Raw genomic sequence first — 15,509 nt, 5'->3', positions numbered from 1 at the left:
CCTTCAGCCCGCAATCGCTTTTGTTTCACGTCTGGAAATCCCATTTCGGTCGCTCTCTTTTCGGCAGTTTCGCCGGTGATGTCAACGCAGTCCCGCCGAGAAGAAAGCACATGACGAAAGAATGATCGTTGCAATCCCGGCTTTCTCATGACAGACCTGAAACAGCTTCCCGCGCCCGATGAAAATCAATCCCGAATTGTTCCTGGGAATTCAATCCGTGTCGTTCGCAAAACCGTCAGCCACTTCGTTCTCGCCCGTTTACAGGATTGAAGGCGATTTTCGCCTCGGCCTGCTTCTGACCGCCGACCACGCACGGCGCGACGTGCCTGCCGAATACGGTAGTTTGGGTCTGGAAGAAAGCGAATTCGACCGTCATATCGCTTATGACATCGGTGTCGAAGCCCTGACGCGGGCATTGGCTGGCCGCCTTCAGGCGCCCGCAGTGCTTGGCGGCTTTTCCCGTCTGCTGATCGATCCCAATCGCGGCGAGGATGACCCGACGCTCATCATGCAGCTATCGGATGGCGCGGTTATTTCCGGCAATTATCCGATGTCGGCGGGTGAGCGGGAAGATCGGCTGACCCGTTTTTACCGTCCCTATCATGAGGCTGTGACGGAAATGAGTGCCCGCGTGGAACGCGAAAGCGGACATGCGCCCTTCATCGTATCCATCCATTCATTCACACCGCGCTGGAAAGACAGGGCCCGCCCCTGGCAGATCGGCCTACTGTGGGACAAGGACAACCGCGCCGTCGCGCCGCTTCTGTCGCTGTTGCGCGCCGAGCCCGGTCTGGTGGTCGGCGACAACGAGCCCTATGACGGCGCATTGCGCAACGACGCCATGTATCGCCACGCCACGGCCAAGGGCTTTGCCCATGTGCTGATCGAGGTGCGGCAGGATCTGATCGCAGACGAGGCCGGAGCGGTGGAATGGGCGGAACGGCTTGCTCCGATGCTGCGGCAGATCAACACGCTCGACGGCATGCACGAGGTCCGGCATTTCGGCTCGCGCACCGGCACGGTGGCGTGAACCACCGCTTTTCCACAGTGTTCCACACTCTTCCACAAGGTTTGGCCCCATAAATCGTGCCGGGCATCGAAAAGGCTCTTAATTTTGCCCGCGACTCGCGGGAAAACCGGTGCAGAATTTCAGACATGCGAAATCGTGCCTCCGCGCTGTTCGCACCCATCAAGACAAGAATTGGAGAAGCCGCGTGAGCGACGACATTACCAGCGAAGCCCAAACCATTGCCGTCGGCCAATTGCGTGCCTTCATCGAGCGCATTGAGCGCCTCGAGGAAGAAAAAAAGACCATCGCCGACGATATCAAGGAAGTTTACGCGGAATTGAAGGGTTCGGGGTTTGACAGCAAGGTCGTGAGGACCATTATTCGTCTGCGTAAAAAAGAAGACCATGAACGTCAGGAAGAAGAAGCGATGCTCCAGCTCTATATGGACGCGCTTGGCATGGGCTGACCCAAAGCTCTACCCGGAGCTTTTACCCCTTCTTCCTGAAATCGGAACCCGGCGGATCACGCCTGATTCGCATTCAGAGGAAGGGGATTGGGTCCATGGAATATAAGAAGCTCGGACGTACCGAACTGAAAGTTTCGCCGCTCTGTTTCGGCGGCAATGTCTTTGGATGGACGGTCGATGAAGCGACGTCGTTTTCGCTGCTCGACCGTTTTGTCGATGCAGGACTGAATTTCATCGATACGGCGGACGTCTATTCCGCCTGGGCAAATGGCAATGTCGGCGGCGAATCCGAAACCATCATCGGCAACTGGCTGAAATCCCGCGGCTTGCGCGACAGGGTCGTCATCGCCACCAAGGTCGGCTCGGAAATGGGGCCGGACGAAAAGGGGCTTTCACCCGCTTATATTCGCAAAGCCGTGGACGCCTCCCTAAAACGGCTGCAGACCGACTATATCGATCTTTACCAGTCCCATTGGGACGATCCTGAAACACCGTTCGAGGATACGCTCGGAACTTATAAAGAGCTGATCGATGCGGGCAAAGTGCGCGCCATCGGCGCGTCCAACCTGACGCCGGAGCGGCTAACGGAAGCGCTGGACGTTGCAAAACAGCACAACCTGCCGCGCTACGAAACCTTGCAGCCGCTCTATAATCTTTATGACCGGTCGGGGTTCGAGGATGGGCTGGAAGCCATCTGCCGCGACAATGAAATTGGCGTCATTCCCTATTACGCGCTGGCCGCCGGTTTTCTGACCGGCAAATACCGCTCTGCCGACGATCTTGGCCAGAGCGCTCGCGGCAAGTCGGTTGAGAAATATCTGACGGATCGCGGATCGCGGATCATCGCCGCGCTGGACCAGGTGGCCCGCAGTGTCGACGCCACGCAGGCGCAGGTGGCCATCGCCTGGCTGGTTGCTCACCCGTCGATCACTGCGCCGATTGCCAGCGCCACGCGCCTGACCCAATTAGGAGAACTGATCAGCGCCGCCGAGCTGAAGCTCAGCAAAAACGATCTGGCCCTGCTCAACAAGGCAAGCGCTTAAAAGTCCTATCCAGTTGGCATATATGTCGGCCAGGATGAGGCGAAAATGGTGATTTCCGAGACCCGGAGCGCAGCGTACTCAATGTACGTGAGCACCGGAAGCGTCGCAAATTGCCATTTGCAGACCATCCTCGTCGACATATCGGCAGGTTCGATTAACCTTCAATCTCCTCGCGCAGCATTTCGAGTTCCAGCCACTCTTCTTCCATGGCCGCGTTCTCACTGCGCTTCTTTTCCAAAAGATCGGCGGTCTTGGCGAAAAGCGTCGGGTCCTTGGCGTAAAGCTGCGGATCGGCAAGCTTGCCTTCGAGCACGGTGATTTCCTTGCCCAAGGCGTCCATCTTGCCCGGCAGCGTTTCCAGCGCGAATTTCTGCTTGTAGGAAAGCTTGCGCTTTTCCTCACGCTTCGGCTGCGAAGCCTCGTCACCGCTGTCGTCGCTCTTATCGCGGGCAGTCGCTGTCTTCACGTTGCGACGCTCCAGCGCCTGTTCCTTGCGCTGCGCCATCATGTCGGCATAGCCGCCCGCATATTCCAGCCAACGGCCATCGCCTTCCGGCGCAATCACCGATGTCACGGTGCGGTCGAGGAAATCGCGATCATGGCTGACCAGAATGACCGTGCCCGGAAAACCCGCCACCAGTTCCTGCAACAGATCCAGTGTTTCCATGTCGAGATCGTTGGTCGGTTCGTCGAGGATCAGCAGATTGGCCGGACGGGCCAGCACACGGGCCAGCATCAGACGCGCTCTTTCGCCACCGGAAAGTTCGCGGATCGGCGTGCGCGCCTGTTCCGGCTGGAACAGAAAATCCTTCATGTAGGAAACGACATGGCGCTGCTCGCCATTGATGACGAGGTTCTCCCCACGCCCATCGGTCAGATAATGCGACAGCGTCTCATCCAGATTGAGACTGTCACGCTTCTGGTCAAGCTCGGCCATTTCCAGATTGACGCCCAGCCGAAGCGTACCGGAATCCGGCGCAAGTTTGTCAGTCAGAAGCGAAAGCAGCGTGGTTTTTCCGGCACCATTCGGTCCAACCAGACCGATCCGGTCGCCGCGCTGTACGCGGGTCGAGAAATCCTTGACCAGCACGCGGTCGCCATAGGCCTTGTTCAGCCCCTTGGCTTCGATCACCAGCTTGCCGGATTCCTTGGAATCGCTGGCGGTCAGAACCGCCGTGCCTTGCGCCTTGCGGTGGTTGCGGAAATCGGCGCGCATGGAATGCAGTTCGCCAAGGCGGCGCATATTGCGCTTGCGGCGCGCCGTCACGCCATAGCGCAGCCAGTGCTCTTCACGGGCAATCTGGCGGCCAAGCTTGTGATGATCGCGCTCTTCCTCTTCCAGAACCTTGTCGCGCCATTCCTCGAAATGACCGAATCCCTGCTCCAGACGGCGTGTGATACCACGGTCAAGCCAGACGGTCGCGCGGCTGACATTTTCCAGAAAGCGACGGTCATGCGAGATCAGCACGATAGCCGAACGGATCTGGCGCAACTCGCCTTCCAGCCATTCGATCGTCGTCAGATCGAGATGGTTGGTCGGCTCGTCCAGCAAAAGCACATCAGGCTGCGGCGCGATCACACGCGCCAGCGCTGCGCGGCGCGCTTCGCCACCTGAAAGATGATCCGGATTTTCTTCGCCGGTCAGGCCCAGATGCTCCAGAAGATAGGTCACGCGATGCGGATCGTCGGTCGGTCCGAGTCCCGCTTCGACATAGGCGCGCACGCTGGCAAAACCGTCCATGTCCGGCACCTGCGGCAGATAGCGAATCGTCGCGCCCGGATGCTTGAACACTTCGCCCGAGGTCGGCTCGACCATGCCTGCGGCGATCTTCAACAACGTGGATTTGCCAGAACCATTGCGCCCGACCAGCGCGATGCGGTCGCCCTCGCTCACCGAAAGGCTCGCATCCTCCAGAAGCGGCGTGCCGCCGAAGGTGAGCTTGATCTGGTCTAGACGAAGGAGCGGTGGTGCCATGGTTCTTCTGAGGCTTTCTGGGCGGTTCGCGCGATGGGCTTTGAAATTCCGCCCTGCTTGTCCGCGACAAAAGCCGTTCTGTCAAATGGATCGATAGGAAAGAGGCATGAAAAACAAACAGGCCGGGTTTCCCCGGCCTGCCGTGATTGGTTTTCAAGCCTAAGCTGGCTCAAGCTCTGCGAGCTTGCCGAGCTTAGTAGCGCGAACTTATTGGCAACGCGCTTCGTAGATGCGGCCGTAATTGTCACGATAGCGGCAGTACTGCACGCCATTGCGCGACTGGGCAGCGCCCACCAGCGTACCGGCGACAGCGCCGATCGCTGCACCCGTGAGAGCGCCACGGCCATTGCCGCCAATTGCACCACCGGCGAGAGCGCCGATTGCTGCACCGCCAACGCCGTAACCAGCCGTACGCTGTTCGTTGGTCGTGCAGGCTGCTGTTGACAAAGCGAGCACCCCGGCAACCGCAATCATGGAAAGACGTGATTTCATCAAACAATCTCCTGTCAAAGTTGACATTTCAGGTGCCGATTTTGCGTCCCCAATTTCGGCGTTAGCGAATTTACCCGCTTGCTGCATTTGAAATACGTTTCGCTATCGAGCGTCAAGCCTTTTCAATCGGTAAGGTTAGCGGCACACTGTTGGCGTGTTCAGAACTTAAGTTTGCGACAAGTATCGCTAAGCCAGAACGCACAGTAATACGAAGTGTTCCACGCACTATATTGGAAACAGTCCACGAAGAACCAAAAGGCAAGGTCACGTTGTCTAACGGCCACTCGGCATTTGTGATTGAAAGTCCGTCCAAAGCCGAGAAACTGATGACGCTGAACAGCGTACCATCTGGAAAATCATAGGCAAATTCGCCGGATGTCACCGGCCAGGCTTCTTCCGCACCGCTGGAAAGAAAGACGTTCCGCCCCTTTTCCGCCTGCGCCGTCGCCATGGTGAGATGCAGAAGCGTGTGATCGGTGCGCTGTCCGCCGAAAGCGCCGCACAAAATGGCGCGCGTTGCGCCACGGGCAAACGCTTCCTCGAAAGCCAGTTCACCGTCCGTCATGTCCTTGGCGCGGGGAAATGTCTTTTGCGGCACATGCGCATATTGTTCAACGAGCGCTTGTGGCGTCGAATCGAAATCGCCAAGCCAAAGTTCTGGCTCGACGCCCAATGCCGCCGCATGACGAATGCCGCCGTCGGCGGCAAGAATGCGCGCGCCAGCTATCTGCTGCCGCAGCCGTTCGGTTACGACGAGATCGCCGCCGAGAAGGATGACGAATGTGCTCATAAGTCGCTCATATCATGGGCGAATCGCAGCCGGAAGTCCGTTGTGCCCGACTTGTCGATGGTTTTGCCTCTCTTGCCCTTCACGGCCTGACATATTAATGTCGCAACGCTCTAACGGGGTGCCATCGGCGCAAGCAGATGGCTGAGAGGCTTTTCAAAAAGCCAACCCGCCGAACCTGATCCGGTTTGCACCGGCGGAGGGATTAGATGCTGCTCTGCGGCACGATCCCGAAAAGTTGCAGCTTCAAGTTCCAACCTTTCGGTGATGATTGTGTTCCTGAACCCAAGCGGCGCTATATCCTTTTAACTTGATGAAAGGACGTGCCGTTATGCGGCTGTTATCTTTGCTGGCCTTCTCTTTCGCGGCAGCGGTAAGCCTTACGCCCGCAGCGCAGGCGAAAGATAAGCTCACCATCTACACCTATGACAGTTTCATTTCCGAATGGGGCCCCGGTCCCAAGGTGAAGGAAAGCTTCGAGAAGGAATGCGACTGCGAGATCAACTGGGTTGCTTCCGCCGATGGCGTGGCGCTGCTCAACCGGCTGAAGCTCGAAGGCGGCAACACCAAGGCCGATATCGTGCTGGGTCTCGACACCAATCTGACCACGGAAGCGCGCGCCAGCGGCTACTTTGCGCCAAGCGGCATCGATCTTGGCAATGTCAGCGTGCCGGGCGGCTTCAAGGACGATATTTTCGTACCCTATGACTATGGCTATTTCGCCATCGTCTATGATTCGGAAAAGTTGCCCAATCCGCCCAAGAGCCTGAAAGAACTGGTCGAAGGCGACCCGTCGCAGAAGCTCGTGCTTCAGGACCCGCGCACCTCGACGCCCGGCCTCGGCATGCTGTTGTGGATGAAGTCCGTCTATGGCGATCAGGCGGACGACGCCTGGCAGAAGCTGCAAAAGCGCATTCTCACCGTCACGCCGGGCTGGTCGGAAGCCTATGGTCTCTTCACCAAGGGTGAAGCGCCGATGGTGCTCTCTTATACCAGTTCGCCCGCCTATCATGTCATCGCGGAGAAGACGGATCGCTACAAGGCGTTGGCCTTTCCGGAAGGCAATTATCTGCAGATCGAACTGGCCGCCCAGACGACGACCGGCGCCAAGAACCCGCTGGCGCAGAAATTCCTCTCCTTCATGACCGGCCCCGGCTTTCAGGATGTGATTCCCGAAACCAACTGGATGTTCCCGGCAGGCAAGACCTCGACGCCGTTGCCCGCCGCATTCGACGCTTTGCCGAAGCCGGAAAAGACCCTGCTCATTCCATCCGACGAGGTTGCGAAGAACCGCAAGGCCTGGGTCGATGAATGGCTGGCAGCCACCAGCAAATGATAAACGCTCCGGCAAGCAAAGCTACGCACCCCACCCCCGCGATGAAACCCATCGCGGGGGCTTTGGCGTTGGCTTTCCTTGCCGTGCTGGCCGGTGGTGCGCTCGTCGCACTTGCCTTTGAGGCCAGCGGCGGCTTCGATGCCGCCGCAAATTTCGATGCCTATCTCTGGCGAACCGCCCGTTTCACCATCACACAAGCCATCGCATCCAGCCTGCTTTCGGTCGCCTTCGCGATCCCCGTTGCCCGCGCCCTCCATTCGGAAGCGCATTTTCCCGGACGCGGCCTTATCCTGCGGCTTTTCGCTCTGCCGCTCGCACTGCCTGCCCTCGTCGCTGTGCTGGGTGTGACCAGTATCTATGGCCGCAACGGCCTCATCGCTCATATGTCGGACGCCGTGGGATACCCTTTCCAGCCGGATATCTATGGCATTACCGGCATTTTGATCGCGCATGTGTTCTTCAACATGCCGCTGGCAGTGCGGCTCATCCTCGCCGCCTATGAATCGATACCCGCCGATTACTGGAAACTCGCGGCCCAGCTTGGCATGGGCAACCGCGCCCGTTTCCGGCTGATCGAGTGGCCGGTTATCCGCCGCAGCCTGCCCGGCATGGCGGGGCTGATCTTCATGCTCTGCGTGACGAGTTTTACCACCGTGCTGACGCTCGGCGGTGGCCCGCGCGCCACAACGCTGGAAGTGGCGATCTATCAAAGCCTGCATTTCGATTTCGACCCGGCGCGTGCGGTTGCGCTCACCGCCACCCAGCTCGGCCTGACCTTGTTGATCCTGCTGGCCTTGCGTCTGACCGGTCGTCCTTCCGAAGAAGGCTTTACCCACACGGCAACACCACGCCGCTACGGCAAGCCTTCCGGGGGCGAATGCCTGTTCAACATCGTCGCCATTCTCATCGGCTTTCTTTATGTCGCCTTGCCGATTGCCGGCGTGGTCGTGTCTGGCCTCGCTGCCGACCTCGCCCGCCTGCTCAGCGAAAGGACCGTCTGGCGGGCCATCGTCACGAGCCTTGCGCTCGGTTTTTCTGCCGCCACTTTGTCGGTCATCCTTTCATTGGCGCTGGTTTCAGCGCGGGAAGCGGTCAGGAGCAACCGGATAGCCAGCCTGTTCGATACCGGCGCGAGCCTCATTCTCGTCATGCCGCCCATCGTGATCGGTGCAGGATGGTTCATCTTGCTTCGCCACATCACCGATCCCTTCACAATTGCGCCGGTGATGGTGGTGACGGTCAACGCGGCCATGGCCATGCCTTTTGCCGTTCGCCTGCTGCGCCCGGCCTGGGATACGGCAGCAGCGCGCCACAACCGGCTTTGCGCCCAGCTTGGTATTCAGGGCTTCAACCGGCTGCGGCTCATCGACTGGCCGTCGATCCGCAAGCCTTTCGGCATGGCCTTCGCTTTCGCCATGGCGCTTTCCATCGGCGATCTTGGCACAATCGCACTGTTCGGCAGCGATGCGCTGATGACCCTGCCCTATCTTCTCTTGCAGCGCATGGGCAGTTACCGCACATTCGATGCCGCCGGTCTGGCGCTCATTCTGGGGCTTCTCTGCCTTGGTCTGATGATGCTTGCCGACCGTGCTGCCATATCCCGGAAAGTGAATTTCAACGCATGACTGCATCCGCCGACATCCGCCTTACCGACGTGCGCTTCAGCTATGGCGAAACCGCAATGCGCTTCGACCTGACGATCGCGGGCGGCGCCATTGCGGCCATTGTGGGCCCAAGCGGCTCGGGAAAATCCACGCTCCTGAACCTCATTGCCGGTTTTGAGACGCCCTCATCCGGCACCATTGCCATCGGCGGTGTCGATGTGACCCGACTGCCGCCGCCGGAGCGGCCAGTTTCGATGGTGTTTCAGGAAAACAACCTGTTTGCCCATCTCACCGTCGCGCAAAATATCGGCCTTGGTCGCGCACCAAACCTGAAACTGACGGATAGCGACCGCGCAGCCATCGCCGAAGCGCTGACCCGCGTCGGCCTCAAGGACAAGGAGCAGCGCAAGCCCGAAGCCCTGTCCGGTGGCGAACGCCAGCGTGTGGCGATTGCCCGCGCACTTGTTCGCGAACGCCCGGTGCTGCTGCTGGACGAAGCCTTTGCATCGCTTGGGCCAGCATTGCGCCATCAGATGCTCGATCTCGTCAATGAATTGCGCCGCGAAACCGGCATGACTGTGTTGATGGTTACGCACACGCCGGAAGATGCGCTCTATCTCGATGCGCAATTGCTGTTTATCGAAAATGGTGCGGTTGCGGCGCAAGGCCACGCTCGCGACCTCCTGTCGGAGACTGGACCTGAAGCGCTGCGGCGCTATATCGGTGACAAGCGCGGGTAAATCTCAAATAGAGTTACGGTAGCGGACATATTTTGTTCGCAATCCGCCCGGAAGAACCGTATTCAACTCTATTGGGCCGCTTGTACGTCTGCTGGTCTGTGACTAGATTTGCGGACGACCTGATGATCTATGAATCGCGAGGATAAAATACTGTTCCGTCACAAGACCCGTATCCGGGCCTCCCTGTGTCTTCCAGTCTCCCTGCCAGAACGGGCACAGCGCAATTGGCGGAAAGCAGCCATTGGCTTTGGCTTGTTTGCTGTCGCCTTGATTTCCGGCTGCCAGTCGATCAATTCCAGCAAGGATCTCGGCTTGCAGCCATCGGACAATCCGGTGACGGTCGATAATGTGACGCGCAACGACAAGCTGGCGCAGATCGGCGCGCAACAGCATCCGCGCATCCTCGCCACCTATGGCGGCGAATATAAGGACCAGCGGCTGGAGCGCATGGTCGCGAAGATCGTGGGCAAGCTCACGACCGTTTCCGACAAGCCGGAGCAGACCTACCGCATCACCATTCTCGATTCGCCCAACATCAACGCCTTTGCCCTGCCCGGCGGCTATCTTTATGTGACGCGCGGCCTGCTGGCGCTCGCCAATGATTCCTCGGAAGTCGCAGCCGTAATCGCCCATGAAATGGGCCACGTCGTCGCCAATCACGGCATTCTGCGGCAGGAAAAGGAAGCGGAAACCGAGATCGCCGGTCGCGTGGCCAGCGAAGTGCTGCATAATGAATCGGCCAGCCGTGAAGCGCTCATTCGCGGCAAGCTGCGGCTTGCCCAGTTCTCGCGCAATCAGGAACTGCAAGCCGATGCCATCGGCATCAAGATGATCGGCGAAGCGGGGTATGATCCATTCGCCTCGGCACGTTTCCTGCAGTCGATGGAAGCCTATACCGGTTTCCGTTCCGTATCGGGCGCGACCGATGCCAGCCTCGACTTCCTCGCGAGCCATCCGGCAACGCCGCAACGCATCGAACTGGCGCTCGGCCATGCCCGCCGTATCGGCGCGCCGGGCGTCGGCACAACCGACCGTGATTCGTTCCTCAATGGCATTGACGGGCTGCTTTACGGCGACTCGCCCAATGAGGGTTATATTCGCGAACAGACCTTCATCCATCCGAAGCTCGGCGTAACGTTCCGCGCGCCTGACGGCTTCACCATCGACAATTCCGCCACCGCGGTCATGGCGAGCGGTCCCGGCGAAGTGGCGATCCGGTTTGACGGCGCATCCCTGCCATCCGGTTCCAGCCTCACCGATTATATCAAATCGGGCTGGGTCACGGGGCTGGATGAAAGCTCCATTCAGTCAACCACCGTCAATGGATTGCCAGCCGCAACTGCACGTGCCGCTGCCGACCGCTGGCAGTTCGACATCGTGGTGATTGGCGCAAACGACAAGGTCTATCGTTTCCTCACCGCCGCGCCAAAGGGCAGCACCGCGCTGCTTCCGGCCTCGCAGACGGTGACGCAGTCCTTCCGTCTTCTGACACCTGCCGAGCAGAACGCCATCAAGCCGCTGCGCATCCGCGTTGTGACGGTGAAACCGGGTGACACCATGGCGAGCCTTTCGTCACGGGTTCAGGGCACCACGCGCAAGCTGGAACTGTTCCGCCTGCTCAACGCCATGCCAGCCGGCGCCACCGTCTCGGTCGGCGACCGCGTGAAAATCATCAGTGAGTAACATGGAAACCCGCATCGACGCCCTGCTTGCAGGCCAGATCGCTCCGCTCGGTCCCCGCAACGCGCCAAGCGCCATCGACAAGCGCCCCGTCACCGGCAAGGTCCGTGTCACATCGGTCGGGCTGGATTGCGATAAGCAAGGCGACCGCAAGGTGCATGGCGGGCCGGAGAAGGCGCTGCATCATTATCCTCGCGATCATTACGCCCTGTGGCGCAAGGATATCGGCGACAATCACCGCCTCGGCGCAGCAGGCGCTTTTGGCGAGAATATTTCCACCACCGGCCTCGACGAACACAACGTCGCTGTCGGCGACCGTTTCCGTTTCGGAACCGCGCTAGTCGAAGTGTCGCAAGGACGTCAGCCCTGCTGGAAGCTTAATGCGCGTTTCGAAACGCCGGACATGGCAATCCGCGTCCAGAAGACCGGACGTACCGGCTGGTATTATCGCGTGCTGGAAGAAGGGGAAGCGGAGACTGGCGACAGCATAGTGCTGGTCGACCGTCTTTCACCGGAATGGTCGCTGCACCGCGTCTGGCATCTGCTTTATGTTGATATGCTGAATTACGACGAGCTGGCGCTCATGGCCAATATCCCGCATCTGGCTGATAGCTGGAAGCGCTATGCGGTGCGCCGTCTGGAAAACCGCAAGGTCGAAGATTGGACAAACCGCCTCGAAGGCGACAAGTCCTGACCCCAAAAGAAAGGGCGGTCGAACCGCCCCTTTTCTTGCGTTGCCTGATTTATCCGCTTCTCAAGCCTGATAGGCTGCCAGTTCATGCTGGCTGAGCAGAGCAATCTTGAGCTTTTCCAGCGCGCGGCTTTCGATCTGGCGCACACGTTCCTTTGAAATACCGAGCTTTTCGCCCAGCGCCTCCAGTGTCACGCCATCATCGTCCAGACGCCGCTCGCGGATGATGTGCAGCTCGCGCTCATTGAGCGAGTGCAGCGCCACATGCAGCCACTGGTTCCGGCGTTCCATATCGATGGAGCTTTCGGCAACTTCATCCTGAAGCGGATGATCGTCGACCAGAAAGTCCATGCGCCGCGAAGCCCCGGACTCATCATTGTTGACCGGAGCGGACAGTGAGCTGTCAGGCCCGGACAGGCGACTGTCCATGAACTCCACATCGGTGGCCGAAACGCCAAGCTGATCCGAAATCTCGCGATAGATTTCGGCCTTGGTCATGCTGTCGTCAGCTTGGGCAAGTCTCGAGCGCAGACGGCGAAGGTTGAAGAACAAGGCTTTCTGCGCCGAGCTCGTGCCACCGCGAACGATGGACCAGTTGCGCAGAATATAGTCCTGCATGGATGCGCGGATCCACCAGGAAGCATAGGTCGAGAAGCGCACCTCCCGGTCCGGGTCGAAACGGGCGGCGGCCTCCAGAAGACCGACGTAGCCTTCCTGAATGAGATCATTCATCGGCAGCTTGAACTTGCGAAAACGCCCGGCCATGGAAATCACAAGGCGCATATGCGCGGATGTGATGCGATGCAGGGCATCCTGGTCTTTCAATTCTTTCCAGCGAATGGCGAGAGCCCGCTCCTCTTCGCGCTCCAGATAAGGAGCCGACATTGCGCTGCGGATCATGGATTGGGAGGATGAGGCTGGCGTTGGGAGATTACGCGCAGCCGGAAGCATGCGAGGTGCGGGAACTGCGGAAGAACTGCTTATTGATGACGGCTTCATCTGGTTCTCCTGTTCTGAACTGGCACCCTTCTGGACGCCAGGCTGAAGGATATGCCAGTTACACGAAGAACAATTGAACACTTACATAAGTCGTTCAGAACGCCCTCTCGGAACAGTCTTGAGGCACACGTTCAAACGCCGCAAAACAGACCCATTACGAACTGGTATCTTTTCACAACGCGCGAAAAGCGATCTGGTTCCCTTCGAAAAGTATAAATATCTGACAACGCTGACAAAAGCCGGCTGGGGTAAACAATCGCTTGAGAAAACAATTCCACTTTGAAGCAAATATTCGCCACCGCCCAACATAATCAGACCAGCGTGAAACGAGGCGCTTTGAACAGCACAAATAAAAAACCCGGCTTTCGCCGGGCTTTTTAAACATCAAGAAAAGCAAAACTTATGCAGCTTCGACTTCATCGTCTTCAAGGTCGGCTTCAGCATCGGCCTTGCCGCGCTTCGGACCCTTGGCCAGATTGGCTTCGATCAGACGGACAGCTTCGGTATCCGACAGCTTGTTGACGGCTGCGATTTCGCGAGCCATGCGGTCGAGCGCAGCTTCATAAAGCTGGCGTTCCGAATAGGACTGCTCCGGCTGGTTTTCGGCACGGAAAAGATCGCGCACGACTTCCGAAATCGAGATCAGATCGCCGGAATTGATCTTCGCATCATATTCCTGCGCGCGGCGCGACCACATGGTACGCTTCACACGAGCACGACCTTGCACCACCTTCAGAGCACGCTCCACATAATCCGTTTCCGACAGCTTGCGCATACCGATGGTTGCGGCCTTGGCGACCGGAACCTTCAGACGCATCTTGTCTTTTTCGAAATCGATCACGAAAAGTTCAAGCTTGTGACCAGCCACTTCCTGCTCTTCGATCGCTACGATCTGACCAACGCCATGAGCCGGATACACAATCGACTCACCGGTCTTGAAACCACCACGGATTGCGGATTTTTTCTGCTGGGATGACATACGCTTCAATACTCCCTGTTGTGCCCGGCGCGACCCGCCGGTTGACACATGATACCCGACCGCACTTCTGAGAAGCGCGGAAGCTGTTGTCGGCGCCAGAGCAAGTCGATCTCATAAGCAGATCGGCACTCTGAGCCGCTGTTAGGCGCATTTATGCGGCGTCAGATGCTTTTCATCTGACTGCAACATGCGATGAACCGGAAACGCCTCTAACGGCAGATTTTCTCTAACGGGCAAGAAAAGGAGCAGGAACGGAATGGTGTTGCGGCGCATAAAACCGCCCTGAGAAGCCAACAACTTTTCAGGACCTTGCGTTTGATCGCAATCATCCACCCCGGTGCCAATTTTAGCCCGGTAAAAAACATCAGCCTTTCTGAGAAAAACGCTTTTGCGCCACGAATTGACGTCCAGTCACCGAAATTATTGGTGCAGGCTAACACAATTTCGCGAAAGAATCAACAAATTGCCAGATATGTCTCGTCTGGCAACTCAATACACCTGTTTTGCCGGTGCTTTCCCGTGATTTTATTCGTCTTTTGCCGCCTTCGTGTAGAAAAAGCAAGTGAAAGGCAAAGCTAATCTACATGCGATGACAAGACGATAGACGGGCCTTTGGGCCTAGTCGCCGCTGCCGGGCTCCGGGGAGAAATGGTTTTCGAGCTTGCCCGTGACGCCGTCCATTTCCTTGGCTTCCGGCATGGCATCTTTCTTGACGGTGATATTGGGCCACTTCGCCGCATATTCCGTATTCAGCTCCAGCCACTTGTCGAGGCCAGGCTCAGTATCCGGGCTGATCGCTTCGGCAGGGCATTCAGGCTCGCACACGCCGCAGTCGATGCATTCATCAGGATTGATGACGAGCATGTTCTCGCCTTCATAGAAGCAATCGACCGGACAGACCTCGACGCAGTCCGTATATTTGCAGCGAATGCAATTATCGGTCACGACATAAGTCATCGTCGAACTCCTGTTACCGCCCCTCTTCCCGAGTGGAGGCTTGTCTATCCTGTTTATTTGCGCCGATATTTCGACAGGTCCATGGGAATGGCTGCGTCACGGAATATCTCGCCACGACATCACGACCCATGGAGCAATCCCGGATCATCCGACCCTTTTCATCGCCATGTTCTTCGTGACACAGCGTGAGGTAGCGATTTTATCTCTCTCTGACAAGGGTGCAATCGCCGCATTGTAAGCATAGGCCACACAGCAGAAACGGCTTTTCGTCTCAATCCCTAAGCGTAGAAAACACTTTCGTCAAAACACTTTACGGCGCAATTTCCATCGCAGCTGTCTTCAACGCTGCGGCAACGCGTCCAGATCAAATCCCGCGCAGACGGTCCGTATCGCGGCGTTCTTTCTTGGTGGGGCGTCCCGCGCCGCTTTCGCGCTGCGGCAGGGCAGCCGCCGTCATCTCGGACGAAGAGGCTGGCGCTGGCGACAAATCTTCATAGAGAAGCTGGGCTTCCGGAGCAGGACCACGCCGCTCGCCGGGCAGAAGCACTTTGTAAACGAGGATGCGGCGATCAAGCGTGATGGTCAGCACATCGCCGATTTTCACCTGATGAGCGGCCTGCTCGATCTTATCCCGGTTGACCCGGACCTTGCCGCCGACGGCGAGTTTCGCCGCCAGCGATCTTGATTTGACCACGCGCGCGAAAAACAGCCACTTGTCGATACGCTGTCTTCCGCTGTGTTCGCCGGTCAT

The 15,509-nt window shown here is 58.2% G+C and carries 16 protein-coding genes and 1 riboswitch; of the genes, 9 read left to right on the top strand and 7 right to left on the bottom strand.

Annotated features, from left to right (window positions below; translation table 11 throughout):
- Nucleotides 1–178: 178 nt before the first annotated feature.
- The 3 genes from HWD97_RS07610 (at nucleotide 179) to HWD97_RS07600 (ending at nucleotide 2,518) form a co-directional block, all read left to right on the top strand.
- Nucleotides 179–1,030 carry an N-formylglutamate amidohydrolase gene (locus tag HWD97_RS07610; RefSeq protein WP_371834919.1) on the top strand — a complete coding sequence of 284 codons (852 nt, stop codon included), beginning with the start codon at nucleotides 179–181 and terminating at the stop codon, nucleotides 1,028–1,030.
- 184 nt (nucleotides 1,031–1,214) lie between these two features.
- Complete coding sequence (locus HWD97_RS07605) at nucleotides 1,215–1,475, top strand: DUF2312 domain-containing protein (RefSeq protein ID WP_061348000.1); 261 nt, start codon at nucleotides 1,215–1,217, stop codon at nucleotides 1,473–1,475.
- A gap of 95 nt (nucleotides 1,476–1,570) precedes the next feature.
- Nucleotides 1,571–2,518, top strand: coding sequence for an aldo/keto reductase (locus HWD97_RS07600; RefSeq protein WP_109369781.1), 948 nt, complete (start codon nucleotides 1,571–1,573; stop codon nucleotides 2,516–2,518).
- A gap of 154 nt (nucleotides 2,519–2,672) precedes the next feature.
- Here HWD97_RS07600 and HWD97_RS07595 read toward each other — a convergent pair whose 3' ends face one another.
- From HWD97_RS07595 to HWD97_RS07585, 3 genes are all read right to left on the bottom strand, one after another.
- On the bottom strand, nucleotides 2,673–4,493 hold the full coding sequence (locus HWD97_RS07595) for an ABC-F family ATP-binding cassette domain-containing protein (protein WP_109369782.1): 1,821 nt from the start codon (nucleotides 4,491–4,493) through the stop codon (nucleotides 2,673–2,675).
- Between the two features lie 207 nt (nucleotides 4,494–4,700).
- Nucleotides 4,701–4,985 (bottom strand): glycine zipper domain-containing protein, encoded by a 285-nt coding sequence (locus HWD97_RS07590; RefSeq protein ID WP_109369783.1) that lies wholly within the window; start codon nucleotides 4,983–4,985, stop codon nucleotides 4,701–4,703.
- Between the two features lie 112 nt (nucleotides 4,986–5,097).
- Complete coding sequence (locus HWD97_RS07585; protein ID WP_109369784.1) at nucleotides 5,098–5,775, bottom strand: thiamine diphosphokinase; 678 nt, start codon at nucleotides 5,773–5,775, stop codon at nucleotides 5,098–5,100.
- A 104-nt stretch (nucleotides 5,776–5,879) separates the two neighbouring features.
- A riboswitch (TPP riboswitch) is annotated at nucleotides 5,880–5,994 on the top strand.
- A gap of 109 nt (nucleotides 5,995–6,103) precedes the next feature.
- On the opposite strand from HWD97_RS07585, the gene thiB reads away from it, so the two are divergent.
- From thiB to HWD97_RS07560, 5 genes are all read left to right on the top strand, one after another.
- Nucleotides 6,104–7,108, top strand: coding sequence for a thiamine ABC transporter substrate binding subunit (gene thiB, locus HWD97_RS07580; protein ID WP_109369785.1), 1,005 nt, complete (start codon nucleotides 6,104–6,106; stop codon nucleotides 7,106–7,108).
- Nucleotides 7,084–8,733 carry a thiamine/thiamine pyrophosphate ABC transporter permease ThiP gene (gene thiP, locus HWD97_RS07575; protein WP_371830923.1) on the top strand — a complete coding sequence of 550 codons (1,650 nt, stop codon included), beginning with the start codon at nucleotides 7,084–7,086 and terminating at the stop codon, nucleotides 8,731–8,733. Before thiB ends, thiP begins: the two co-directional genes overlap by 25 nt.
- A complete protein-coding gene (thiQ, locus tag HWD97_RS07570; RefSeq protein ID WP_109369787.1) occupies nucleotides 8,730–9,452 on the top strand; it encodes a thiamine ABC transporter ATP-binding protein in 723 nt (240 codons plus the stop codon). The genes thiP and thiQ overlap by 4 nt, the downstream gene beginning before the upstream one ends.
- Before the next feature lie 252 nt (nucleotides 9,453–9,704).
- Nucleotides 9,705–11,135 carry a cell division protease CdlP gene (gene cdlP, locus HWD97_RS07565; RefSeq protein WP_109370315.1) on the top strand — a complete coding sequence of 477 codons (1,431 nt, stop codon included), beginning with the start codon at nucleotides 9,705–9,707 and terminating at the stop codon, nucleotides 11,133–11,135.
- Between the two features lies 1 nt (nucleotide 11,136).
- Nucleotides 11,137–11,826 carry an MOSC domain-containing protein gene (locus tag HWD97_RS07560; protein WP_109369788.1) on the top strand — a complete coding sequence of 230 codons (690 nt, stop codon included), beginning with the start codon at nucleotides 11,137–11,139 and terminating at the stop codon, nucleotides 11,824–11,826.
- Nucleotides 11,827–11,886: 60 nt separating this feature from the next.
- On the opposite strand, the gene HWD97_RS07555 is transcribed toward HWD97_RS07560, so the two are convergent.
- From HWD97_RS07555 to fdxA, 3 genes are all read right to left on the bottom strand, one after another.
- Nucleotides 11,887–12,822 (bottom strand): RNA polymerase factor sigma-32, encoded by a 936-nt coding sequence (locus tag HWD97_RS07555; protein ID WP_109369789.1) that lies wholly within the window; start codon nucleotides 12,820–12,822, stop codon nucleotides 11,887–11,889.
- 400 nt (nucleotides 12,823–13,222) lie between these two features.
- On the bottom strand, nucleotides 13,223–13,801 hold the full coding sequence (locus HWD97_RS07550) for a CarD family transcriptional regulator (RefSeq protein WP_109369790.1): 579 nt from the start codon (nucleotides 13,799–13,801) through the stop codon (nucleotides 13,223–13,225).
- A gap of 618 nt (nucleotides 13,802–14,419) precedes the next feature.
- Nucleotides 14,420–14,758, bottom strand: a complete 339-nt coding sequence (gene fdxA, locus HWD97_RS07545) for a ferredoxin FdxA (protein WP_109369791.1) — start codon at nucleotides 14,756–14,758, stop codon at nucleotides 14,420–14,422.
- Nucleotides 14,759–14,798: 40 nt separating this feature from the next.
- On the opposite strand from fdxA, the gene HWD97_RS07540 reads away from it, so the two are divergent.
- Nucleotides 14,799–14,996, top strand: coding sequence for a hypothetical protein (locus tag HWD97_RS07540; RefSeq protein ID WP_124915889.1), 198 nt, complete (start codon nucleotides 14,799–14,801; stop codon nucleotides 14,994–14,996).
- A 126-nt stretch (nucleotides 14,997–15,122) separates the two neighbouring features.
- On the opposite strand, the gene HWD97_RS07535 is transcribed toward HWD97_RS07540, so the two are convergent.
- A complete protein-coding gene (locus HWD97_RS07535) occupies nucleotides 15,123–15,509 on the bottom strand; it encodes an RNA-binding S4 domain-containing protein (protein WP_109369792.1) in 387 nt (128 codons plus the stop codon).

The organism is Ochrobactrum sp. C6C9 (assembly GCF_022627935.1).
GTDB classification, from domain to species: Bacteria; Pseudomonadota; Alphaproteobacteria; order Rhizobiales; family Rhizobiaceae; genus Brucella; species Brucella teleogrylli.
This window is presented reverse-complemented; position numbering and strand designations above follow the sequence as displayed.

Excerpts from the sequence above, each read along its gene's own strand:
- HWD97_RS07610 (WP_371834919.1), top strand. The coding sequence starts at position 179 with ATGAAAATCAATCCCGAATTGTTCCTGGGAATTCAATCCGTGTCGTTC.
- HWD97_RS07600 (WP_109369781.1), top strand. The coding sequence starts at position 1,571 with ATGGAATATAAGAAGCTCGGACGTACCGAACTGAAAGTTTCGCCGCTC.
- HWD97_RS07595 (WP_109369782.1), bottom strand. The coding sequence starts at position 4,493 with ATGGCACCACCGCTCCTTCGTCTAGACCAGATCAAGCTCACCTTCGGC.
- HWD97_RS07590 (WP_109369783.1), bottom strand. The coding sequence starts at position 4,985 with ATGAAATCACGTCTTTCCATGATTGCGGTTGCCGGGGTGCTCGCTTTG.
- HWD97_RS07585 (WP_109369784.1), bottom strand. The coding sequence starts at position 5,775 with ATGAGCACATTCGTCATCCTTCTCGGCGGCGATCTCGTCGTAACCGAA.
- thiB (WP_109369785.1), top strand. The coding sequence starts at position 6,104 with ATGCGGCTGTTATCTTTGCTGGCCTTCTCTTTCGCGGCAGCGGTAAGC.
- thiP (WP_371830923.1), top strand. The coding sequence starts at position 7,084 with ATGGCTGGCAGCCACCAGCAAATGATAAACGCTCCGGCAAGCAAAGCT.
- thiQ (WP_109369787.1), top strand. The coding sequence starts at position 8,730 with ATGACTGCATCCGCCGACATCCGCCTTACCGACGTGCGCTTCAGCTAT.
- HWD97_RS07560 (WP_109369788.1), top strand. The coding sequence starts at position 11,137 with ATGGAAACCCGCATCGACGCCCTGCTTGCAGGCCAGATCGCTCCGCTC.
- HWD97_RS07555 (WP_109369789.1), bottom strand. The coding sequence starts at position 12,822 with ATGAAGCCGTCATCAATAAGCAGTTCTTCCGCAGTTCCCGCACCTCGC.
- HWD97_RS07550 (WP_109369790.1), bottom strand. The coding sequence starts at position 13,801 with ATGTCATCCCAGCAGAAAAAATCCGCAATCCGTGGTGGTTTCAAGACC.
- fdxA (WP_109369791.1), bottom strand. The coding sequence starts at position 14,758 with ATGACTTATGTCGTGACCGATAATTGCATTCGCTGCAAATATACGGAC.
- HWD97_RS07535 (WP_109369792.1), bottom strand. The coding sequence starts at position 15,509 with ATGACCGGCGAACACAGCGGAAGACAGCGTATCGACAAGTGGCTGTTT.